The 22,728-nt window shown below is 40.7% G+C and carries 18 protein-coding genes; 8 read left to right on the top strand and 10 right to left on the bottom strand.

The features are described from left to right. Positions 1-10: 10 nt before the first annotated feature. Positions 11-1,267 (bottom strand): glycosyltransferase family 4 protein, encoded by a 1,257-nt coding sequence (locus tag ACX1N5_RS08480; protein ID WP_131381477.1) that lies wholly within the window; start codon positions 1,265-1,267, stop codon positions 11-13. A gap of 441 nt (positions 1,268-1,708) precedes the next feature. Here ACX1N5_RS08480 and ACX1N5_RS08475 point away from each other — a divergent pair, with 441 nt between their 5' ends. Further along, entirely contained in the window at positions 1,709-2,602 is an 894-nt protein-coding gene (locus tag ACX1N5_RS08475; protein ID WP_458801444.1) for an amino acid ABC transporter substrate-binding protein, read from the top strand. A gap of 249 nt (positions 2,603-2,851) precedes the next feature. On the opposite strand, the gene ACX1N5_RS08470 is transcribed toward ACX1N5_RS08475, so the two are convergent. The 7 genes from ACX1N5_RS08470 to ACX1N5_RS08440 all read right to left on the bottom strand — a co-directional run bounded on the left by ACX1N5_RS08470 (position 2,852) and on the right by ACX1N5_RS08440 (position 10,764). Next, positions 2,852-3,262, bottom strand: coding sequence for a hypothetical protein (locus ACX1N5_RS08470; RefSeq protein ID WP_131381332.1), 411 nt, complete (start codon positions 3,260-3,262; stop codon positions 2,852-2,854). Positions 3,263-3,272: 10 nt separating this feature from the next. Continuing rightward, on the bottom strand, positions 3,273-5,576 hold the full coding sequence (locus tag ACX1N5_RS08465; protein WP_458801446.1) for a fimbria/pilus outer membrane usher protein: 2,304 nt from the start codon (positions 5,574-5,576) through the stop codon (positions 3,273-3,275). Positions 5,577-5,579: 3 nt separating this feature from the next. Beyond that, positions 5,580-6,281: a fimbrial biogenesis chaperone gene (locus ACX1N5_RS08460; protein ID WP_458801448.1), complete on the bottom strand. Its 702-nt coding sequence runs from the start codon at positions 6,279-6,281 to the stop codon at positions 5,580-5,582. Between the two features lie 111 nt (positions 6,282-6,392). Beyond that, complete coding sequence (locus tag ACX1N5_RS08455; protein WP_458801450.1) at positions 6,393-6,911, bottom strand: hypothetical protein; 519 nt, start codon at positions 6,909-6,911, stop codon at positions 6,393-6,395. 596 nt (positions 6,912-7,507) lie between these two features. After that, positions 7,508-8,524 (bottom strand): ketol-acid reductoisomerase, encoded by a 1,017-nt coding sequence (ilvC, locus tag ACX1N5_RS08450; RefSeq protein ID WP_116728991.1) that lies wholly within the window; start codon positions 8,522-8,524, stop codon positions 7,508-7,510. 24 nt (positions 8,525-8,548) lie between these two features. Further along, on the bottom strand, positions 8,549-9,040 hold the full coding sequence (gene ilvN, locus ACX1N5_RS08445) for an acetolactate synthase small subunit (RefSeq protein ID WP_004749762.1): 492 nt from the start codon (positions 9,038-9,040) through the stop codon (positions 8,549-8,551). Then, the gene (locus tag ACX1N5_RS08440; RefSeq protein ID WP_458801453.1) at positions 9,037-10,764 is read right to left on the bottom strand and encodes an acetolactate synthase 3 large subunit; all 1,728 of its coding nucleotides are present in this window, start codon (positions 10,762-10,764) and stop codon (positions 9,037-9,039) included. The genes ilvN and ACX1N5_RS08440 overlap by 4 nt, the downstream gene beginning before the upstream one ends. Before the next feature lie 483 nt (positions 10,765-11,247). On the opposite strand from ACX1N5_RS08440, the gene ACX1N5_RS08435 reads away from it, so the two are divergent. The 7 genes from ACX1N5_RS08435 to ACX1N5_RS08405 all read left to right on the top strand — a co-directional run bounded on the left by ACX1N5_RS08435 (position 11,248) and on the right by ACX1N5_RS08405 (position 20,766). Further along, positions 11,248-11,607, top strand: coding sequence for a DUF4124 domain-containing protein (locus ACX1N5_RS08435; RefSeq protein WP_458801455.1), 360 nt, complete (start codon positions 11,248-11,250; stop codon positions 11,605-11,607). 133 nt (positions 11,608-11,740) lie between these two features. Next, positions 11,741-14,365: a leucine--tRNA ligase gene (leuS, locus tag ACX1N5_RS08430; RefSeq protein ID WP_131381345.1), complete on the top strand. Its 2,625-nt coding sequence runs from the start codon at positions 11,741-11,743 to the stop codon at positions 14,363-14,365. Between the two features lie 17 nt (positions 14,366-14,382). Next, positions 14,383-14,964 (top strand): LPS-assembly lipoprotein LptE, encoded by a 582-nt coding sequence (locus tag ACX1N5_RS08425; RefSeq protein WP_004749768.1) that lies wholly within the window; start codon positions 14,383-14,385, stop codon positions 14,962-14,964. A 12-nt stretch (positions 14,965-14,976) separates the two neighbouring features. Continuing rightward, positions 14,977-15,966 carry a DNA polymerase III subunit delta gene (gene holA, locus ACX1N5_RS08420; RefSeq protein WP_458801457.1) on the top strand — a complete coding sequence of 330 codons (990 nt, stop codon included), beginning with the start codon at positions 14,977-14,979 and terminating at the stop codon, positions 15,964-15,966. Between the two features lie 91 nt (positions 15,967-16,057). Further along, on the top strand, positions 16,058-17,353 hold the full coding sequence (locus tag ACX1N5_RS08415; protein ID WP_458801459.1) for an efflux RND transporter periplasmic adaptor subunit: 1,296 nt from the start codon (positions 16,058-16,060) through the stop codon (positions 17,351-17,353). Beyond that, positions 17,353-19,329 carry a MacB family efflux pump subunit gene (locus tag ACX1N5_RS08410; protein ID WP_458801461.1) on the top strand — a complete coding sequence of 659 codons (1,977 nt, stop codon included), beginning with the start codon at positions 17,353-17,355 and terminating at the stop codon, positions 19,327-19,329. The genes ACX1N5_RS08415 and ACX1N5_RS08410 overlap by 1 nt, the downstream gene beginning before the upstream one ends. A 9-nt stretch (positions 19,330-19,338) precedes the next feature. Further along, on the top strand, positions 19,339-20,766 hold the full coding sequence (locus ACX1N5_RS08405) for an efflux transporter outer membrane subunit (protein ID WP_458801463.1): 1,428 nt from the start codon (positions 19,339-19,341) through the stop codon (positions 20,764-20,766). A 24-nt stretch (positions 20,767-20,790) separates the two neighbouring features. On the opposite strand, the gene ACX1N5_RS08400 is transcribed toward ACX1N5_RS08405, so the two are convergent. Together ACX1N5_RS08400 and ACX1N5_RS08395 are read right to left on the bottom strand one after the other, a co-directional pair. Beyond that, positions 20,791-21,591 carry an enoyl-ACP reductase FabI gene (locus ACX1N5_RS08400; RefSeq protein ID WP_004749773.1) on the bottom strand — a complete coding sequence of 267 codons (801 nt, stop codon included), beginning with the start codon at positions 21,589-21,591 and terminating at the stop codon, positions 20,791-20,793. 144 nt (positions 21,592-21,735) lie between these two features. Then, the gene (locus ACX1N5_RS08395; RefSeq protein ID WP_045794394.1) at positions 21,736-22,464 is read right to left on the bottom strand and encodes a Bax inhibitor-1/YccA family protein; all 729 of its coding nucleotides are present in this window, start codon (positions 22,462-22,464) and stop codon (positions 21,736-21,738) included. Between the last annotated feature and the right edge of the window lie 264 nt (positions 22,465-22,728).

Genomic DNA, 22,728 nt, shown 5'->3' with positions numbered 1-22,728 from the left:
CGGCTTAATTCTAGGTCATCATCAAACCATACAAAGCCTGCTCAAACTGCTGTACAGGACGTTGCCATCCTGCATCTTTGACTTGCATGCGCGCCTGCTGTCCCATGAGATGCAACTGCGACAAAGCAGGTAAATTCTGCATGCGCTGTACCAAACCTTGCCCATCGTTTAAATCAATCAACCAGCCGGACTGTTCATTTTGGACATATGCATGTGCACAAGCATAATCATAAGCCAAAACAGGTAGACCACTAGCCATTGCTTCCAAAACTACGTTACCAAAAGTTTCTACTCGACTGGCAAATACAAACACGTCACTACTGGCATACGCTTCAGCTAAGCGTTGCCCTGTCAGGTTCCCCATAAAAACAACCTGTTGTTCTGAATCCAACCGTTGCAGGCGTTCTTTGTCTGGCCCATCACCCACTATCACCAACCGAACAGCCTGCTGTTGACGACGAGCCTGTAAGTACCCATCAATCAAAACATGAATTTCTTTTTCAGGAGAAAGTCGTCCAACATACAACAACACCTTAGTTTGACGATCGACACCCCAATGCTGGCGCATATCTTCACAGCGATGCTCTGGAGAAAATAAACGATGATCCACCCCACGGCTAATCACCTGGATCGGGCAAGTGATGCCATGTGCTTGCAAAGCACGTGCAGTATCCTGACTAGGTACACAGGTCAAATTAGTATTGTTATGAAACCAGCGTAAATAATGCTGAATGGGTTTGACCAAAAATGCCAAATCAAAAAATCGGCTAAACTCTTGAAATGGTGAATGAAAACCACTGGAAATCGCAATTTTTTTCATTTTTGCGACTTGCAATGCCAAAAGCCCCAAAGGCCCTTCAGTAACGATATGCACCACATCTGGTTGAAACTGTTCAATTGCTTTAGTCACCTTCATCCACTGCGGGCGACCAAATTGTAAACTTGGATACTTCGGAATTTTATGTGCCGTAACCAGACATTCCTGCTGTGCCACAAATGTGGTACAACTGCGACTCTGCTCTGGACGAATGAGCATAATTTTATGCCCTTGTTGCTGTAAACCCTGACACAGATGCAATAATGAAAGTGCCACACCATTAATTTCAGGAGGCCAGGTTTCCGTGACGATTGCAATTTTGAGCTTAGGACGAATAAGTTGTTCTACTGCACGTTCCTGTGCTTCATGTGCAGGCTGCTGATAACTGCGTTTAAATCGAAATTTAAATGGCATATCTAACTGGCGTTTCAATGCCGCAGTCGATGGCATAAGCATGGTTCCACCATATCATTTTGTTGTTTTATGAAAACCAATCTAATCTTATTTTCTTGCAGTTTAATGATGAGTCGATGACGTTTTTTTGACAGTTGCAACACTGAAGTTGTGAAGATGATTGTTGATTAAATTTTCAATAAATTGCACGATTAGTAAGCATAACTAAACAGTAAATGCACCGATATATTGCAATCTTTTTTCAAACAAAAATAACCGTTTATTTATTCACCATAAATTCACATTTTGTTTATTTTCAAACACATAAAGACAAATTTAAATAATATTAAAAATCAATAATATAAAATATTACACTAATATTAAATTCAAAAAAATCATGATATTACAATCCAAAAATATGGCATTTGTTTTGCTTATAAATTACACTGGCTCACGCCTATTTTAAAAACAATACACAACACCATATCAGGGAAAATCATGAAATTATTTTCAAGAACATTCATTGCGTCATCTTTGTTTGCTTGCCTTTCTCTAGGAACAAGTCAAACCCATGCAGTGGATACACTTGCGAAGATCAAAAACTCAGGAAAATTAGTCATTGGCTTCAATGATGCTGCTATGCCAATCTCCTATACTTACAATGGTGGCGCAACAGGCTATGTGATCGACATTTGCCGTACCGTTGCCAACGACATTAAAAAAGAACTCAACGCTCCCCATTTAAAAGTTGAGTTTGTTGCTCTTAATCCAAGTCAACGCATACCTAGCATTCAATCAGGTCATGTTGATATGGAATGCGGTGCAACGACAAACTCCTACAAACGCCAGCACGAGGTAGCTTTCTCAACCAACTTCTATTACACCGAAGTTCGTATGGCAGTCAGAAAAAGTGCGCATATTCAAAACCTTGTTGACCTTGACCACAAAGCCGTTGTAACAACTGCTGGCACAACATCAGATACATATATCAAGCGTAATGAACGTGGTAAAAATATTAATGTGACGAATGTTTATGGCCGTGACTTTGATGACTCATTTGCAATTCTTGCCAGTGGCAAGGCTGAAGCGTTTGTCATGGATGATAATATTCTTGCAGGACTTATTGCTAAAAGCTCAAACCCACATGCCTATGAAATTGTAGGCCCTGTTTTATCTTCTGAACCTTATGCCATCATGTTGCCAAAAGGAGATCCCAAGTTTAAAGATATTGTTGATACAAGCGTAAATGGTCTATGGAAATCTGGTCAAATGGGCAAGCTTTACCATAAGTGGTTCCAGTCGCCAATTATGCCTCACAATATTAACTTAAATATGGCGCCAAACCGTTCATTCTTGAATTTACAACGCCGCCCAACCGATGCGGGGATTTAAACCACGCCAAGATATTGCACGATTATTTTTAAACTAAGCATTAAAAATATCAAAACATGCAGTTTTGGGTACTTTAGGCTTCTTTCATCATTGTTTAGCGTCGCTTTGTTTTACTCTGTGAGAGAAAATTAGATCGGCAGATGAAAGGAGTCTATTAAAAAGAAAATGATGTTGATGAATAACTTTATACAATCACAAAAATAATAAAATGATACTTATCTGGCACGAGCAAATAAGTATCATTAAAAATCAGAAAGATAAATTAACATAAATCATATCTCTGTAAACGCCTGCTGGAGTACGAATAGAGGGCTGTTCTTCCAGATGGACAGCAATAATATATCGATTTGTACCCGTAGTATTGGCAGTTAATGGCACATTCCACAGATTTTCTACAGGACCTGAAATCGTTAATTTGGTTCTTAGTTTATAGGCGCCATTTGATACGTAACTCGTACCATCAGCACTACGCAGATTCATACTACTAAAAAGAATCGAGTAACCACGATCACAATTCACACTAAATGAAGTTGCAGATTGACTATGATAATAACTCGCCAGCATCATTTTAGGTTCGGTTACATTACCCACAGAACACGAAGCAGCATAGGTAGTGCTCATTACGCTACAGGCTAAACATAAAATAAATACGCTCTTCATTTGACTTCTCCTACTTACAAGTAAGCTCTATTACTTTTTCCGGATTATGATCTGCAGTTTGTGCAGGGACATTTAACTCACTGGTACAGAATGAATCCTCCGCTTGTTGTGCTTTTAATTGATATTTATGCCCTGGTAACAATCCGTATAAATACAATTGACCTTCAGCATCTGTTGGATAAACTTCATCTTTATTATTATCTAAATAAACTTCAGTTGCTCTCGGGAAAATCTCGCCTTTCGTATTTAACAATTTAACAACGACCTGTTGGGTTTGATAAATTGGAAAATCGAAGAAATAACCTCGCTGATTAAGTGCGATTAACTTTTTATTTGATGTTTCTATCTTGCTTTCAATCGGAATCTGGTCTTGATTAAATGACAAATCATATGTGATATACGGCAAGATATTATGAATAAAGAAATAGCCATTTTGTTTAGTTTTACCCACAGGCACCAATGAGCGATAAACTTCAATATCTTTATAGTCTGAAACTTTAACAAGGGCAAAGGCATCATCGATTGATTTGGTGAAATTAAATTGATTATCTAACCAAACCAATGCCCCTTTATAATCCACCTGAGTATCATAGTAATCTGGATTTTGAGAATGTAAAACCCGCAAATCGCCATATGAAGTTTTTAATAATCCAGAAGCATTATAGCCTAACTGTCCATTCGACCGATTCATCCCTACAGAATAACCAAAACCATTCTGCCCTGTAATAGATTGAGCGAAGGTTGCACGAGTATTACCATCCACAGATTGATCAACATAAACAGATTTATTATTATCAAAATTATAACTTAATGAAATATAAGCACCATCATCTTGACTCGCACTAAAATCTTTAAAATAAGACAAGCTTACATAAAGCTGTGATGTAATTCTTTTCGAGACTCCAATGTTTAAAAGTTTAGTATTTGGTAAAGTTTGATTTGGGTTTTGATTTTTATAATAACGACGATCGATATAGTTAAGATTTATATTATCAACAAATGGAATATTATAAAAACTCAAATAAGCAAGATTATCAAATTGTGGAATAATAGTGTCAACTGTATAACCCAATGATTTAAATTTATCTGAGGAATATTTACTCGCCACACCAAAAGAGAAATTTTTAAAGTTACGACTCACTGAGGCACCTAATGCGTAACCATTTTCACCATAACCATGACTGCCCATCACAGAAAAATCAAATAAAGCATACTTGGGGGCAGCCTGTGTCCACATTAAACCCAAAGTTTGTATATCCGAGCTATAATCTGTAGTAAAGCCCAAAGTTGTTTTATCTGTTATACCGCGCCGAAAATATCCACTGGTAAAAAATTCACGATAATCTGAGCTATTATAATCATAGTTATAGCGTATCTTTCCTAGAGACACATTATATTCATTTAGCCCAGCTTGTAATAATCGGTTATTAATTAAAATTGGGAAATTCTGTACACTTCGATTTCCAAGTACATCTTGTACCACTATTTGTGCATTACCCGATTGTTGAATATTTGCACCTGTTTGTAATACATAGTCTCCAGCAGTAACATTTTGCCGATATATATTAATACCATTAATATATAGATCGATGGTTGAAGGAACGACAGCACTCCCTCTCAACACAGGAGCATTCCAGTAAATAAGGTCTGAACGCTCAGTATAGTTTGTACCAAAACTTAAACCACCAAACCGAAAGGAACTCGCTAAAGGGTTATAGACTGTCGTCGTATCACCCAATACAAGTTTGGTGTAATTCCCAGGAAAATCAATACTAAGCTCTGTATTCAAACGAACTACAGAACTTTCACCACTATTTACCTGATCCCTATAGATCACGGCATTTTTAAACATCCAAAAATCTTTAAAAAACCCTAATTCATAAAGATTATTAAATTCATGAGCGCCTTTAGATTTATCAAAGTAAAAATCATAATTCAAAAAAGCCCCTAAATTCGCCTTATTTGGCAAAGGCAATTTAGTCTTATCAAAATATTCTAAAAAATATTCTGGTGGTACGTTTATTTTTACAGCTTGCATTGCTGTATCTAGCTCAGACCCAATCGAAGGTGTCGTCACCAAACAATACTGCTTTTGGCTCGTATTTTTTTGAAATAAATCTACTTTCAGTTTAAGCTGAGCAAGTACGCCACATTCAACATAAAATTGATTATTTTCCTGAATAAAAAGAGTTTCCGTATTTTTATCAATACCATTCAACCAAATATCTGCCAAAATGGGTTCATTACCACCTACTGCCTCTGCATGGGCAAATGAACAAATAATCAATCCATTGATGATGATCATTTTTTTCATATTTTATTCCTTGAGCTTAAGCTCTAGCGGTTTTTCACTTTTATCTGTTTTTATTAAGATTTTATAACTGTCTATATTTCTTGATTTTATCTGACTAAATTTAAAATTATTTTCCTGCTTTGTTAGCAAATATTTCCTGTCATAATTTAGTGCAATTTCTTTTTTATTTTCATCTAGTAACGTTATTCCTGTAATTTGCACATGAGAATCTGCATTGTTTTTAATATTCACTAACAAATTATTATTTTCAAATCTTGGTATAACCTTTAGATCTATTACTTTTTGTTGCCCTACAAAAAGTGGAATTGAAAGATTCATCATGAATTGAACTGTATTTGCTTTTAAGGCAGGTGGCACTTCCTTAAAAAAAATACGCCAAGTACCTTCTTTTTCTAGGCTTGGTAATTGCCTAAAACCAACCCGTATAATTTGCTCTGAATTTGGTTTTATCACAAAGTTTTTCGGGTTAATAATGATATTTGAATCTGGCTCTAGCACATCCTCTCCTTTTTCGTTTTGCACCCATTTCATTGCAGATGCTTCAAATATTTTTTTTTCACCTCCTTCACTCAAAGACAGGGTAATTGTTGTGCTTCGTTGCTGTTTATTTGTGATATAAAGTTGTGTAGGAGTTACACCAAATTCTGCCCATAATTTATTTATATTTAAAAAAAATATAAATAAAAGCAATACTATTTTTCTCATATCTAGTCCATCCCTATAATATAAAAAATTTCCATTTTATAAATAACTGATATTTTTTTATTAAAAAGCTCTACCAAACTTACATTTAGTAGAGCTCTTTTAGATATATGATTAGAAATAGACATCAATACTATAGAGATCGCTATATTTATCTGCTAAAACAGACCCGATCGCGTTTTTAGTTTTCACTGTAACACTATATTGATTCATTGTGGTTAGAGCCATAGGTTCACCAGTTTTTGCCACACCAAGGTTAATACTGGTTGTTCCTCGTTTAGTTGTTACTGTTGTCGGAATAGTTGTAGTATTACTACCACTGCCTTTCAAGTAGCTTTCATCTGTACCTGTAGCACCTGTCTGACCATGATAAGTAGTATTGACAAGTAAGTTATAATTAGCGTTAGAACCAACCCAAAATGAACCAGTGCCCACACCAGTTTTACTGTCCACAGTAATTTTATCATCAGCTCTTAGCACACATTTTTTTGCTACAACTAACTCAATTGGAATTGTGTCGTGACATTTAGAAGTCCCTGTTCCTGTATCACATTCTTGATTACCAGCATGAGCAACTCCTGTAAAAGCAGTTAATGCTGCAGCAGATAATAATGTTTTCATCATTATATTCATAACCTATCTCCCTTATTTTATTTATTCGCAATTATAAAATCTTAAGTCTCTTATAAAATTTAGAGTTAAAGTTTTATAAGTGCTGAGTAAAAGCTTATATTCTTTTTTTTAAATCATAAAAAAAATGGTAAAGTTCATGTTCCAATGCTGAATACATAGTTATTCATTATAATTCTTTGTTTATTTTACTTATTTAAATATAACTTAAATAAATACTAGAGTGGTTGATATATTATTTTTTTAAATATAAAAAATATAGGGTCTTACCCTTATTTTTTTAAATAGAAAAATCACATATATACAGTATTGTTAAATTTTTTATAAGAAATACATTTCAACACACAAAATTAAAATAAAATCACATAAGGTCCATATTTTTCAAAAAAAATCATAATTTTCCAAAAAAATGAGACTTATTTCACACTTTTAAAATTCAACCCAGACACTGCCTCTGAGCAAACCTTAAGCAACATGCTGTGCTATCAAGCCTGAGCAGCACAATATAAAGTTAGGCGAAGCCCTCCTACTCCTATGGTAGGCAATAAAAAAACCCTGACTCAAAGTCAGGGTTTTTTTATGTTTGATCGAGCTAAAACTTAGTTTTTCTCTTTATCAACGATTTTGTTTGCTTGAATCCAAGGCATCATCGCGCGTAATTTACCACCAGTCACTTCGATACCGTGTGCAGCATTTTGACGACGACGAGCAGTCATTGATGGGTAGTTCAATGCACCTTCTTGGATGAACATTTTTGCATATTCACCAGACTGGATGCGTTTCAATGCATTACGCATTGCTTCACGAGACTGTTCGTTAATTACTTCAGTACCAGTCACATATTCGCCATATTCAGCGTTGTTAGACACTGAGTAGTTCATGTCTGCGATACCGCCTTCGAACATCAAGTCAACGATCAATTTAAGTTCGTGCAAGCATTCAAAGTAAGCCATTTCTGGTGCATAACCAGCTTCAACCAAAGTTTCGAAGCCCATTTTCACCAATTCAACCGCACCACCACAAAGAACCGCTTGCTCACCGAACAAGTCAGTTTCAGTTTCTTCACGGAATGAAGTTTCGATAATACCTGTACGACCACCACCTACACCTGAAGCGTAAGAAAGCGCAACGTTACGTGCATTACCAGAAGCATCTTGGTGAATAGCAATTAGATCTGGAACACCTGAACCACGTTGGTATTCAGAACGTACTGTGTGACCAGGTGCTTTTGGTGCAACCATGATGACATCCAAGTCTTTACGTGGAACAACTTGGTTATAAAGGATAGAGAAGCCATGAGCAAACGCAAGCGTTGCGCCTTCTTTGATATTTGGCTCAATCACGTCACGATAAAGTTGTGATTGGAACTCATCTGGAGTCAAGATCATTACCAAGTCAGCTTGAGCAACCGCTGCAGGAACTTCAGCAACTTTAAGACCTGCATTTTCTGCTTTTTTCCAAGAAGCAGAGTTTGCACGTAGACCTACAGTTACATCTACACCTGAGTCTTTAAGGTTTAATGCGTGTGCATGACCTTGTGAACCGTAACCAATAATTGCTACTTTTTTGCCTTGGATGATAGATAAGTCACAATCTTTATCGTAAAAAATTTGCATTTGTGTTCTCCAGTAAAATCTTTTTTAAACCGTTAATACTTTTTCGCCGCGCGCAATACCTGACACGCCTGAACGTACCACTTCCAAAATGGTATTTTCAGCTAAAGCATCAATAAAACCGTCAAGTTTATCCGTTGTTCCTACAATCTGAACGGTGTAAGTCGTTGGCGTTACATCTACAATTGAGGCACGAAAAATATCTGATGTACGCTTGATTTCATCACGCGCTGCGCCCAACGCTTTAACTTTAATCAGCATCAATTCGCGTTCAATATGCGAACCTTCGCTCAAATCCACCACTTTCACAACTTCAATCAGTTTATTCAGTTGTTTGGTAATTTGCTCAATTTTATGGTCATCACCATACGTGGTTAAAGTCAAACGCGATAATGTTGGATCTTCAGTTGGTGCAACATTCAAAGTTTCAATATTATAGCCACGTTGACTAAACAAACCGACTAGACGAGAAAGCGCACCTGATTCATTTTCAATGAGTACAGAAATAATGTGTCTCATTTTGTACGCTCCCCTTTATGTAACCACATGTCCTTCATAGACTGACCCGCGATCAGCATTGGGTAAACATGCTCAGAGCGGTCAACCATCACATTAATAAACACACATTTATCATTAATCGCCATCGCTTCTTCAAGTTTGGCTTCTAGCTCATCAGCATGATTAATTTGAATACCTACATGTCCATAAGCTTCCATTAACTTGGAAAAATCTGGCAATGATTCAACATACGAACTTGAGTGACGACCTTCGTAATTCATGTCTTGCCATTGTTTTACCATACCAAGCGCACGGTTATTCAAGCATAGAATCTTAACGTTTAAACCATATTGCTTACAGGTTGAAAGCTCTTGGATACACATCTGAATGGAAGCTTCGCCTGTGATACATACCACTTGCCGTTCAGGTTTTGCAAGCTTCGCAGCCATGGCATATGGTAGACCCACACCCATCGTTCCTAAACCGCCAGAGTTGATCCATTGACGTGGCTGATCATACTTATAATAAAGCGCAGCAAACATCTGATGCTGACCAACGTCAGAGGTAATAATCGCCTCACCGTTAGTGATTTTATATAAAGTTTCAACCACTTGTTGCGGCTTCATACCACCGTCAACCGCAGGAGCATATTTCAGACCATGAACTTGACGCCATTCATTGATCTGGTTCCACCACTGAGCTAAAGACTCTGAGTTTGGCTTAGAAATGTTGAGCTGTTTCAACTGACTCAACATTTCCTGCAATACAGGTTCAACTGCACCCACAATTGGAATATGCGCTGAAATGGTTTTCGAAATGGTCGCAGGATCAATATCAATATGCACAACTTTGGCATTTGGGCAGAATTTTGCAGGGTTATTGGTGACACGGTCATCAAAACGTGCGCCTACTGCAAAAATCACATCGGCATTGTGCATTGCCATATTGGCTTCATAACAGCCATGCATACCCAACATCCCGATAAACTGAGGATCAGTTCCAGGGAAACCACCCAAGCCCATGAGGGTATTGGTAACTGGATAATTCAGTAAATGTGCAAGTTCAGTCAATAACTCAGCTGCATTACCTTGTACAACCCCACCACCACTATAAATGACTGGGCGTTTTGCCAAGAGCAACTCTTCAACTGCTTTACGAATTTGCCCAGTATGTCCACGGTAAGGTGGCTGATAAGAGCGCATCTTCACCTTTTCAGGGTATTCGTAAGCAAATTTTTCTGCTGGATTGGTTGCATCTTTTGGAATATCAACCACAACAGGTCCTGGACGGCCACTTGCAGCAATATAAAATGCTTTTTTAATAATGCCAGGAATTTCACTTGCATGACGGACTTGGAAGCTATGTTTCACGATTGGACGTGACACACCCACCATATCTGTTTCCTGGAAAGCATCTTCCCCGATAAGATGAGAAGCAACTTGTCCAGACAGAATCACCATAGGAATCGAGTCCATATAGGCTGTCGCGATTGGTGTAACAGTATTGGTTGCACCGGGACCTGAAGTAACAAGTACGACCCCAGTTTTGCCTGTGACGCGCGAATATGCATCTGCCATATGCCCAGCAGCCTGTTCATGGCGTACTAGGTAATGCTGAATTTTATCTTGTTTAAATAGCGCATCATAAATGTGCAAAACTGCGCCACCAGGATATCCAAAAACGTGTTCAACACCTTCGTCCGCAAGTGCACGAACGAGCATTTCACCACCAGATAGAAGTTCCAACGTGATTCACCCTAAATATCTTTTTTCCATGTAATGGGAGACATTACATAGTGTTTAATTCATACAAACTGTACTCTTATAGCACAAATTTCACGCCTAGGCGCTGCAATAGGATAAAAATCAGATGCAACAGCGATATAAGCTGTAAATACTGCATCTTTAAGGTAAAAACATGCTGGGATAAACATATCTTTAATTCAACATATAGCTCGGCTAGAGGATATATGCCTATTGCACAATTCGTTTACTTATCCGAAGGGTGATCAGATAAATAAGTGTAGCATTTTTCTTGTTTCATTCCCGATTGTCAAGACTTCTATGTGTTTTTTCACAAATTGCTTAGTGCCACAGACATACTCACCGTTTATCTGAAGATAAAAAATCTGAAGTTAATCCTGATTTGACCATAGAAATTCATATTTTCAGTCAAAAAACACGCTAAAATTTAGGGCGTGTGACTATTTAAAATCAACAAGGGTTTCTATGAAAACGCTAAAACAAATAACGATCTCAAATATGATTGGATTGGGCTTAATGGGGTTAAGCCAGATCAGTTCGGCTCAGCCAGATTACTATAAGTGGGTTGATGCTCACGGTTCGACTCATTACACCACTACACCCCCACCCAAAGCTAAAGGTGTAAAAACTCGCGGTAAAATTCAAACGCATGGTTGGGCAACTACCCCATCAACAACAAATACGAATAACAATAATATGCCTCAGAAAAATACGTCACAACCTGCAACAAATCATGCTCAATCGACTCAAAATCAACCAGCAAATCAGCAAGCACCTCTCAATAATCAAGAAAATTTACCCGTAAGCGCACCTAAAGCACAGTAATTCATAAATTTGACCGCTGTTTTCTCGTATTTATGGATAGACAGACGAGATTTTCTTGCGCAAAATTCACTTTTAGGTGCATTTTGCGCTATGCTTTGCGACAAACTATTTCCACATTGTTCTTATTACGTTTATGACTACACCTCATATTGACCCTGAATATCAAGCCAGTGCGATTGAACCTCAAGTCCAACAAGATTGGGAAAATCGTAAAGTCTTTAAAGTTGCTGACACAGTAGAAGGCAAGCATCGCTATATTCTGTCTATGTTTCCTTACCCAAGCGGTAAGCTGCATATGGGTCATGTGCGTAACTATACAATTGGGGATGTGATTAGCCGTTTCCACCGCTTAAAAGGCGAACAAGTTCTACAACCTATGGGTTGGGATGCTTTTGGTCTACCTGCGGAAAATGCAGCAATTGCCCACAAAGTTGCCCCTGCGAAATGGACCTTTGAAAATATTGATTACATGCGTAATCAGCTAAAAAGCTTAGGGCTTGCGATTGACTGGGATCGTGAAATCGCGACCTGTACCCCTGAATACTATCGTTGGGAACAATGGTTATTTGTTCAGCTTTATAAGAAAGGTCTGATTTACCGTAAATCTTCAACTGTAAACTGGGATCCAGTCGATCAAACTGTACTTGCTAACGAACAAGTGGTTGATGGTCGCGGCTGGCGTTCGGGCGCATTGGTTGAAAAACGTGATATTCCAATGTATTACTTCCGTATTACTGACTATGCGCAAGAATTACTAGATGATTTAGAACAATTAAAAGCTGGCTGGCCTCAACAAGTTCTCACCATGCAGCGTAACTGGATTGGTCGCTCGGAAGGTATGGAAATCATCTTCCCTTCTGCCGATGAAAGCATTTATGCTGACAGCTTGATGGTGTATACCACTCGCCCAGATACCTTAATGGGTGTAACTTACGTTGCAGTTGCAGCAGACCATCCTTTAGCGAAAAAAGCGGCTGAACTTCGCCCTGAATTGAACGATTTTATTGAAGAATGTCGCCATGGTTCAGTTGCCGAAGCAGATTTGGCAACCGCTGAGAAAAAAGGTCGTGCGACTGGCTTGTTTGTGAAGCATCCATTGACGGGTGAAAATGTTGAAGTCTGGATCGCCAACTATGTGTTAATGACCTATGGTTCTGGCGCAGTCATGGCTGTTCCTGCACATGACGAACGTGATTTTGAATTTGCCAATAAATTTAACTTGCCAATTAAACAAGTTATTGATGCTCAAGGCAAAGATGATGCCGAGTTCAATGCAACCCAATGGCAAGAATGGTACGGTTCTAAAGAAGGCAAACTTGTTAATTCAGGTGAATTTGACGGTTTAGATTTCCAAGGTGCATTTGATGCTTTCCTTGCTAAGTTAGAATCACAAACATTGGCCAATAAAAAAGTTCAGTTCCGTTTACGTGACTGGGGTGTTTCTCGTCAGCGTTACTGGGGTTGCCCAATCCCAATGATCAACTGTGACGACTGTGGTCAAGTTCCTGTTCCAGAAGAGCAACTTCCAGTGATTTTGCCAACCGATGTCGTTCCTGATGGTTCAGGTAACCCATTGGCAAAAATGCCAGAGTTCTATGAAACCACTTGCCCATGTTGTGGCAAAGCGGCAAAACGTGAAACTGATACCCTAGATACCTTCGTTGAATCGTCTTGGTATTATGCGCGTTATGCTTCTCCTGATTACACCGATGGCATGATCAAGCCTGAAGCAGCGCAAACCTGGTTGCCTGTAAACCAGTATATTGGTGGTGTAGAACATGCGATCTTGCACTTACTTTATGCGCGTTTCTTCCACAAATTGATGCGTGATGAAGGTGTGGTACAAGGCAACGAACCATTTGCAAACTTGCTCACTCAAGGCATGGTATTAGCTGACACTTTCTACCGTGAAGATGCATCTGGCAAGAAAACATGGTTTAACCCTGCTGATGTTGAACTTGAGCGTGATGATAAAGGTCGTATCCTGTCTGCAAAATATCTGGCAGATGGTCAGCCTGTGATCATTGGCGGTCAGGAAAAAATGTCAAAGTCGAAAAATAACGGCGTTGACCCTCAAGCCATTATTGACCAATACGGTGCAGATACAGCACGTGTGTTTATGATGTTTGCTGCTCCACCAGATCAATCTCTTGAATGGTCAGATGCAGGTGTTGAAGGTGCAAACCGTTTCTTGAAACGTGTATGGCGTTTAAGCAGTACCTTCTTTGAACAAGGCTATGCAACTGTTGAGCTGGATAAAGCCAATTTATCTAAAGAAGCACAAGACTTGCGTCGTAAAGTACATGAAACGATTGCCAAAGTGAGTGATGATATTGAACGTCGTTACGCATTTAATACGGCGATTGCAGCACAAATGGAATTGCTGAATGCGATTACCAAGTTTGAAGTAAAATCTGACAATGATGCGGCGGTTGCACGTGAAGCAGTGATTACTTTACTGACTTTACTTGCTCCATTTGCACCGCATTTAAGCCAAACCGTTTTGGCTCAGTTTGGCATCGACTTAACCACAACTGCGTTCCCAAGTGTAGATGAGTCAGCATTGACCCGTAATACACAAACGATTGTGGTACAAGTGAATGGTAAACTTCGTGGTAAATTAGAAGTGAGCGTCGATATTTCTAAAGAAGATTTATTGGCACAAGCCAAAGCTTTACCTGAAGTACAGCAATTCTTGACAGGTGAGACCAAAAAAGAAATTGTTGTGCCAAACAAATTGGTGAACTTAGTCGTTTAATTATTTGAGGAATACGCATGCACTTAGTCCCACGTTTAGCATCTGTCGTTTTAACTCTTGGCCTAAGTGCAAGCTTAGTCGGCTGTGGCTTTCATTTAAGAGGCCTCAGCCCGACCTCAATTCCTGTCGATTACACACACATGAAGCTGAACTTGCCAAGTGAAGCCATGCATGTAACCGACAGCAATAACAATATAATTCCTCAAAAGAACACATTAGAAATCAAGCTTAAAAGCTATTTATCAGGATATGGCATTCAATTTGATGATGCCAAAGAAGCTTATACACTACACGTTTTGGATTATCATTATCGCCGTCAAAAACTCAGCGGTCGTGTAGCTGAGGTTATTTTATATTTAAATGTAACCTTCCAGATTGAAGATGCGCAAGGTCGCCCTGTCACAACACCACGAAGCATTAATGGTGTAAAAAGCTATCAATACAATGTTGCCAGTGTAAACGTGGATGATAATGAACAAGATGCCGTGATTAGCCTCTTGATTGATGATGTTGCTCAGCAAATGGCTCGTCAGATTGCAACCAATCGCATTCCACACCTTCAACCTGCACCTGCTTCTACGCCCACTGTAACACCTTAACTCAGTGTTGTTATGAAACTCGATTATCTCCAAGCCCTCAAACGCGTGACTGAAGCACAAGGGGCTTGGGTCATGCATGGTCAGGAACCTCTGCTTGAACAAAACTTGCTAGATGCGCTGCGCCGCCATTGGCAAAGTCAGGAAATTGAACGACAACGCTATGAAATTCAAAATGTTCAGGACTGGAAAAATGTCTTTAATGCCTTAAATAGCCTGTCACTCTTTTCTCAACAACTGGCGATTGAAGCACATGGCAATATTAAACCCGATGCAGCGAGCTTAAAGTTACTCAAAGAATATTTGCAATATAATGAGCAAAACCTGCTTGTCGTGGTCATGCCCAAGCAAGATACTCAAAGTTTAAAATCCAGCTTCTTTCAAACCATCGAAGCCAATGGTGTACTGGTTTCCTTACAGGCTAACTATCCACAAGACCGTCAACGGATTTTAACGACTGAAGCCGAAAAACTGGGAATCACCCTGACTCAAGATGCTTGGCAATGGTTGCTTGAGCATCATGAACATAACCTGCTTGCTGCCAAAAACAGTTTGATTCGAGTCAGTGATACCTTCCCTGACTTGCAACATATTGGTATTGATCAGCTATATGCCTGTTTACAAGATCAATCACGTTATAGCACGTATGATCTCAATGACAGTATGCTACAAGGTGATTTGGCCCAATCTGTAAAAATTTATCAGTATTTACTGGCAACGGGCGAAGCCATGAGTCTAATTTTATGGTCAATCAGTAAAGAAATGCGTTTACTCATGCAACTGTATGAGCAGCCACAAAATGCCCTGCAACTCGGTATTTGGAAAACGCGCGTATCTTACTATCAGCAGGCTTTACGGCGTTTATCTCCCCAGCGTTTTTTAGGCTGGTCAGACTTACTGTTACGAATTGATGCGGCAATTAAAGGTATCTCTGAAGAAAATGCTGAGCATTTATGCTTGCAAGCGGTTGCTGAACTGTGCGGCAAGCAACTGTTTGACGGTTAACAAAATCACTGTAATAAAGCGCTAAAAACCGCATTTTTTCCCCTCATTCACTCTTATACTAAAAATATTTTTTAATTTTTTTCAAACGCCCATGCAAATAAAAAAATCTGTCAAAGTGATGACCTTGGCAATCCTCTTGATTGCATGTGCCACAGCCAGTTGGTGGTATTTCAAACCCAAACAGACTCAGCCACAGTATATTACTGCAACAGCAACCCATACCGATCTTGAAGATGCGGTACTAGCAACAGGCACACTCGAAGCCAAGCAAATGGTCAGTGTGGGCGCACAGGCCTCCGGACAGGTCAAAAAAATGTATGTCCAGCTAGGTGACCATGTCAAACAGGGACAATTGATTGCCCAAATTGACTCGATTCGGCAACAAAACGACTTAAAAACAGCCGAAGCCAATATCAAAAACCTACAGGCACAACTTGCCATCAAGGAAGCCAATCTGGCCAAGGTAGATGCCGAATATCAGCGCCAGCAGGCCATGTATGCTCAGGATGCCAGTTCCAAGGCAGACCTAGAAACAGCTTTAGCCAATTACCGTACCGCCAAGGCCGACATTGCTGCCACTCAGGCACAAATCGAACAATCAAAACTCAGTCTGGCCACTGCCCGTGAGAACCTGAATTACACTCGGATTGTCGCACCCTTAGATGGCACGGTAGTCGCCATCGTGGCGGATGAAGGTCAAACCGTCAATGCCAATCAAAGCACACCAACCATTGTTAAACTGGCACAACTGGACATCATGACCGTGCGCGCACAGGTTTCTGAAGCAGACGTCATGAAGGTCAAGGAAGAGCAGACCGTATACTTCACCACCTTAGGCAATAGCGAGCAAAAACATTACGCAAAATTACGCCAGATTGAACCTGCGCCTGATTCCATCAACACCGAAGACAACTCGAAATCAACCACCACAACCAGCAGCAGCGCAATCTACTACAATGCCCTGTTTGATGTGCCTAATCCGGACAACAAGTTACGTATCGATATGACAGCCCAAGTGTCTATCGTACTTGCCAATGCTAAAAATGTTCTGACCATTCCTGCTGCTGCATTACAAAGTAAAAATCGCCCAAAAACGCAGAAAAATAGCCAGACCAGTAACGCCAAAACATCGGCTACACCACTGCAGTTAACAACGGCAGAAAAACAGCTGCTACAGAGCGGTCAGGTCAGTCTGGCAACGGTTCGAGTCGTTCAAGCTGATGGCTCGACCCACCCTCAGTCAGTCCTTATCGGTTTGAACAATCGGGTCAATGCCCAGATTTTACGTGGTCTCAAAGAAGGTGATCAGGTGGTACTAGGGGATACCTCGGACACCTCTAACAATGCCGCTAAAAGCAGTACCCGCACAGCTGCGAGACTAATGTAATGCAAGCTATTCAGCCAGAACCATTACTTGAAGTCCAAAATCTGACCCGTGAATTTCCAGCCGGAGAAGGCACGGTGCAGATTCTCAAGGGTATTGATTTAAAAATATATCCAGGTGAACTGGTGGCTATTGTCGGGCAATCTGGTTCGGGTAAATCCACTTTAATGAATATTTTAGGCTGTCTCGACAAAGCGTCCTCGGGGAGCTACAAGGTTCAAGGTCGTGAAACCAATACGCTCACGCCCGATGAACTCGCTGCACTGCGGCGTGAATATTTTGGTTTTATTTTTCAGCGTTATCATTTACTCGGAGATTTATCCGCAGCGGGAAATGTCGAAGTTCCTGCTATTTACGCCGGTGTAGATGCTGCTGAACGACGTAAACGCTCCAGCAAATTACTGACTAATTTAGGTTTAGGTGAACGGTTACATCACCATCCGAGCCAGCTCTCAGGCGGTCAGCAACAACGGGTTTCGATTGCACGGGCATTAATGAACGGTGGTGATGTCATTCTGGCAGATGAACCAACCGGTGCACTCGATAAAAACAGCGGCATTGAAGTGATGCGGATTTTACGCGAACTGAATGCTCAGGGTCACACCATGATTCTGGTCACCCACGACCATACCGTGGCTAAAAATGCCACACGGATTATTGAAATCAGTGACGGGAAAATCATTTCAGACCAGCCCAATATTCCCGAAAGTGAGTCAGAACAAATCCAGACATTAAATCGTAACAAACAAAAGAAAATTTCTGCATGGCGCTCTGTACTTGACCGTTTAAATGAAGCCTTCCGTATGGCCGTCTTTGCCATGAGTGCCCACCGAACACGAACTTTTCTGACGATGCTGGGCATTATTATCGGGATTGCCTCAGTCGTTTCGGTTGTTGCCTTGGGCAATGGTTCACAGAAAAAGATTCTGGACAACATTAGCAGTCTGGGCACGAACACCATTACGGTGTTTCAGGGTCGCGGCTTTGGTGACAATTCTAAAACCGCCCAGAATAAAACGCTCGTTCCTGCCGATGCTGATGCGCTGGCAGACCAGCCTTATGTGCAGGCTGTCAGTCCCAGCGTCTCGACCAATATGACCATTCGTTATAAAGAAATGGATGCTTCAGCAACCATTAATGGTGTCAGCGAGCAATTCTTTGATGTCCGAGGTCTGACCTTTGAATCTGGACAACCTTTTGATAAGCAAGGCATCACAGAACGGACTCAGGATGTGGTCATTGACACCAATACTCGCGATACTTTTTTCAGTGACGGTCAAAACCCTTTAGGTCAGGTGATTCTGCTCGGCAATGTCCCGAGCCGGATTATTGGGGTGGTCTCGACACAGAAAACCGTGATGGGAAATTCAGACGCTCTGAATGTGTATCTGCCTTATTCGACAGTTCTTAGCCGAATGATGGGACAGGCCAATGTGCGTAGCATTATTGTCCGCATTAAAGATGAATACCCGAGTGCCGCAGCAGAAAATGCCATTTTGAGTTTACTGATACAACGCCATGGTGCACAGGATATTTTCACCCAGAATGTCGACAGCATTCGTGAAACGATTGAAAATACTACTCAAACCATGACCCTGCTGGTGTCTACCATTGCCGTGATTTCACTGGTCGTTGGCGGTATTGGTGTAATGAACATCATGCTGGTTTCCGTCACCGAACGGACACAGGAAATTGGGGTGCGCATGGCGGTTGGCGCACGCCAAAGCGATATTTTGCAACAGTTCCTGATTGAAGCTATTTTGGTTTGTATCCTCGGTGGGGTTCTGGGGGTATTACTATCCCTTGCCATTGGGCAAATTTTTGGTCATTTTTCTGGCAACACCTTCCAAATGTCGTACTCACTCACTTCGATTATTGCAGCTTTTGTCTGCTCCACCCTGATTGGCGTGTTATTCGGTTTCTTGCCTGCGCGGAATGCTGCGCAACTTGATCCGGTGACAGCACTGTCACGAGAATAGGGCTTATTTATGCATCAAAATATGATTCGAATGACTGCACTAGTTCTACTGACGGGGACATTTTCCGGCTGTGCAGCTGTGATTCAAACACCCTATCAACAACCTAAAGTGCAGATTCCGGAAAAGTTTCAATATGAAAAAAGCCAAAATCAGCAGCTCAATGCCAACCAGTATGCTGATCAATGGTGGACGTTATTTGCTGATGCGCAACTCAACCAGCTGGTTGAACAGGTCATTCAGCGCAATAGCAATCTGGCTGTTGCCGGCATAACGCTGCAACAAGCACGTTTACAGGCGGGCTTGGCTCGCAATCAGGAATTACCTCGGGTTAATGCGGATATTGCTGCCGGACATAATATTGACCTGAATTCTGGTCAGCAGAACTCGCAAGGGATCACATTAACAACTGGGGTCAGCTATGAGTTGGATTTATTCGGCAAACTTGCCCGCCAGACGGAAGCTGCTCAATGGGAAGCTGCTGCAACAACTGAGGATCTACAAGCAACAGCACAAACTTTAATTGCGACCACTGCAACCTTGTACTGGCAATTAGGTTATTTAAATGACCTTTATAGCAGCGCACAGCAAAGTTTAAACAGTACACAAAAATTGTTTGCACTGGTTCAAATACAGTACCGTGCAGGTGCGGTATCTGGCTTGGAACTCACACAGGCAGAACAATCGGTACAAAGTCAAAAAGCCAATTTAAGCCAGATTCAACAGCAGCGTGTTGAAACCCGGACTGCATTGGCCGTGTTGCTGCATCAGCCCGTGCAGCAGTTGAGCCTTGTTGAACCACAACATTTACCTGTTGCGAGCTTACCGCCTATTTCTGCAGGCTTACCTGCTGAACTGCTGTCGCGCCGCCCAGACTTACGTGCTGCAGAACTACGATTACGCAAGGTTTTGGCCAACAAAGATGCAATGAAAGCTAGCTATTATCCTTCCATCAGCTTAACGGGGGCACTGGGATCAAGCAGTACGTCCTTAACCGAATTACTGAAAAATTCTGTACTGACCTTGGGTTCAAATCTCAGTTTTCCTTTCCTGCAATTCAACGACATGAAACGAAATATTAAAATCAGTGATTTGGATTATGAAAAAAGTATTTTGAATTATCGTCAGACCTTATATAAAGCATTTGGCGACGTTGAAAATGCGCTGTCTGCACGAACCGAACTCGACCAACAAATCCGCTTTCAGGAAAAATCGCTCGGTTTGGCTGAAAAAAGTGAACACCTAAATGAAATACGTTATCGTCATGGGGCCATTGCACTGAAAAATGTGCTCGATGCGCAAGAAATTACCCGGAATGCACGCATTGCCTTGTTACAAACCCGAAAAAATCAATACAATGCCTATGTCACACTGATGCAGGCTCTCGGTGGCTCGCCTCTGCAAAATATCGCTGCAACAGAGATTAAAAAAGCACCCTAAGGTGCTTTTTTCAGGACAAGATGCTTAGTCGTTACCCATCATCTCAGGGCTCATACCTACGGTATTGAAACCTGCATCCACATACATGATTTCGCCAGTGATACCTGAAGCCCAAGGTGAGCATAGGAACAATGCTGCATTACCGACTTCATCAATGGTTACATTACGTTTAAGCGGAGAAATTTTTTCGTTCGCATCTAACATTTTACGGAAAGATTTGATCCCAGAAGCCGCCAAAGTACGGATTGGACCTGCTGAAATTGCGTTTACACGAATGCCATCTGGACCAAGGCTTGATGCCAAATAACGTACGCCCGCTTCCAAAGATGCTTTTGCCATGCCCATCACGTTGTAGTTTGGCATTACGCGTTCAGAACCTTGATAAGTCAATGTCAACAAACAGCCTTGACGTGCTTGTAACAACGGCTTAGCTGCACGTGCCATCGCAATAAAGCTATATGCACTAATGTCATGCGCAACACGGAAACCTTCACGATCCGTCACGTCAGTAAAGTCACCATCTAAAGTATGCGCTGGCGCAAAACCAATTGAGTGAACCACACCGTCTAAACCATCCCAGTGCTTTGCAAGATCAGCAAAAGCTTGATCAATCTCTGCATCTACAGCAACGTCACAAGGAAACACCAATTTTGAATCAAATTGCTCAGCAAATTCATCCACACGTTTTTTTAGTTTTTCATTTGGGTAGGTAAATGCCAATTCAGCGCCTTCACGGTGCAAGGCTTGAGCAATACCAAATGCGATGGATAGTTTGCTTGCAACACCAGCAATTAAAAAGCGTTTTCCTGCTAATAGTCCTGCCATGAATTTTCTCTCATCAAGATGATTTATACATGCATAATGCCAATTCTTCAGACTTTTAGAAATTGCATAATGCGCCTATTTTTACGATTCCCCATAAAAAACGCACCTGATTTCGGGTGCGTTTTTTCTTAAAAATACAGTGCATTAATCGCGTGACATACCGATCAGACGTAAAAATGAAATATACATCCAGACCAAAGTTGCCAATAAAGCAATGGCACAGGTCCACTCAAACGCTTGTGGTGCACGCTGAGCGGCGGCATTCTCAATCAAATCGAAGTCTAAAATCAGATTTAAAGATGCAATAATTGCAACAAATGCAGCAAAACCCAGACCTAATGCATTACTTTCAAATACATAAGGAATACTTGAGCTAAAAATCATGCTCATCATCATTTGTACGACGAACACAATACAGATCGCTAAAGTTGCTGAAAGCACAATCGCCTTAAATTTTTCAGTCGCACGAATGATCCGCATTTTATACAGACCAAACAACACCAGTGTGGTGACGAAAGTTGCCAATAATGCCTGTAATGGTGCGCCAGGATATTTGGCTTGGAACACAAAGGAGATGCCTCCTAGAAATGCACCTTCAAACAAAGCATAAGGAATTGCGAGTGTACGGGCTGTTTCTGGTTTAAAAGTGGTAATCAGTGCCAAGATAAAACCACCAATGGCACCGACCATTGCACCCACACTGGCTAAACCAAAATTCATGCTCATCGCGCAGTAGAAAAAGAACACGAGACCTAAACCTGCGGCAATACAGGTGAGCATGACTGACTTGTTAACAGCACCCTGAATGGTCATCGGGTGCCGATAATCGCTGTAGGTTTCTACGCGCGTTAAAATAGGGTTATTACTTTGCATCATTGAACTCATTGTTATATTTAAATGGATACCCTTCAATTTTAATCATTAACGCTGATTGAATATAGATTTTACGATGTATTTTTGTAACGATACTTGTATATTTTATTTTTTAAAATCAATGAATAACCATAAATTAAATACCATGGCTACGCCTATCCCAAACAAAACCCTGCATCTGCATATAATGCAAAAACCGCCCATTGTGGCGGCTTCGCTGCATTTATTTTGATGCATTCACAGTAACTTAAAAAGCCTGTTGCT

The sequence above is a fragment of the Acinetobacter sp. ANC 4636 genome (genome assembly GCF_054454555.1).
This window is presented reverse-complemented; position numbering and strand designations above follow the sequence as displayed.

What these genes read in the sequence shown, in the direction of transcription:
- ACX1N5_RS08465 (WP_458801446.1), bottom strand. Translation starts at nt 5,576, where the DNA reads ATGAAAAAAATGATCATCATCAATGGATTGATTATTTGTTCATTTGCC.
- holA (WP_458801457.1), top strand. Translation starts at nt 14,977, where the DNA reads ATGAAACTCGATTATCTCCAAGCCCTCAAACGCGTGACTGAAGCACAA.
- ACX1N5_RS08460 (WP_458801448.1), bottom strand. Translation starts at nt 6,281, where the DNA reads ATGAGAAAAATAGTATTGCTTTTATTTATATTTTTTTTAAATATAAAT.
- ACX1N5_RS08415 (WP_458801459.1), top strand. Translation starts at nt 16,058, where the DNA reads ATGCAAATAAAAAAATCTGTCAAAGTGATGACCTTGGCAATCCTCTTG.
- ilvC (WP_116728991.1), bottom strand. Translation starts at nt 8,524, where the DNA reads ATGCAAATTTTTTACGATAAAGATTGTGACTTATCTATCATCCAAGGC.
- ACX1N5_RS08435 (WP_458801455.1), top strand. Translation starts at nt 11,248, where the DNA reads ATGAAAACGCTAAAACAAATAACGATCTCAAATATGATTGGATTGGGC.
- ACX1N5_RS08455 (WP_458801450.1), bottom strand. Translation starts at nt 6,911, where the DNA reads ATGAATATAATGATGAAAACATTATTATCTGCTGCAGCATTAACTGCT.
- ACX1N5_RS08400 (WP_004749773.1), bottom strand. Translation starts at nt 21,591, where the DNA reads ATGGCAGGACTATTAGCAGGAAAACGCTTTTTAATTGCTGGTGTTGCA.
- ACX1N5_RS08395 (WP_045794394.1), bottom strand. Translation starts at nt 22,464, where the DNA reads ATGCAAAGTAATAACCCTATTTTAACGCGCGTAGAAACCTACAGCGAT.
- ACX1N5_RS08425 (WP_004749768.1), top strand. Translation starts at nt 14,383, where the DNA reads ATGCACTTAGTCCCACGTTTAGCATCTGTCGTTTTAACTCTTGGCCTA.
- ACX1N5_RS08470 (WP_131381332.1), bottom strand. Translation starts at nt 3,262, where the DNA reads ATGAAGAGCGTATTTATTTTATGTTTAGCCTGTAGCGTAATGAGCACT.
- leuS (WP_131381345.1), top strand. Translation starts at nt 11,741, where the DNA reads ATGACTACACCTCATATTGACCCTGAATATCAAGCCAGTGCGATTGAA.
- ACX1N5_RS08480 (WP_131381477.1), bottom strand. Translation starts at nt 1,267, where the DNA reads ATGCCATCGACTGCGGCATTGAAACGCCAGTTAGATATGCCATTTAAA.
- ACX1N5_RS08410 (WP_458801461.1), top strand. Translation starts at nt 17,353, where the DNA reads ATGCAAGCTATTCAGCCAGAACCATTACTTGAAGTCCAAAATCTGACC.
- ilvN (WP_004749762.1), bottom strand. Translation starts at nt 9,040, where the DNA reads ATGAGACACATTATTTCTGTACTCATTGAAAATGAATCAGGTGCGCTT.
- ACX1N5_RS08475 (WP_458801444.1), top strand. Translation starts at nt 1,709, where the DNA reads ATGAAATTATTTTCAAGAACATTCATTGCGTCATCTTTGTTTGCTTGC.
- ACX1N5_RS08405 (WP_458801463.1), top strand. Translation starts at nt 19,339, where the DNA reads ATGCATCAAAATATGATTCGAATGACTGCACTAGTTCTACTGACGGGG.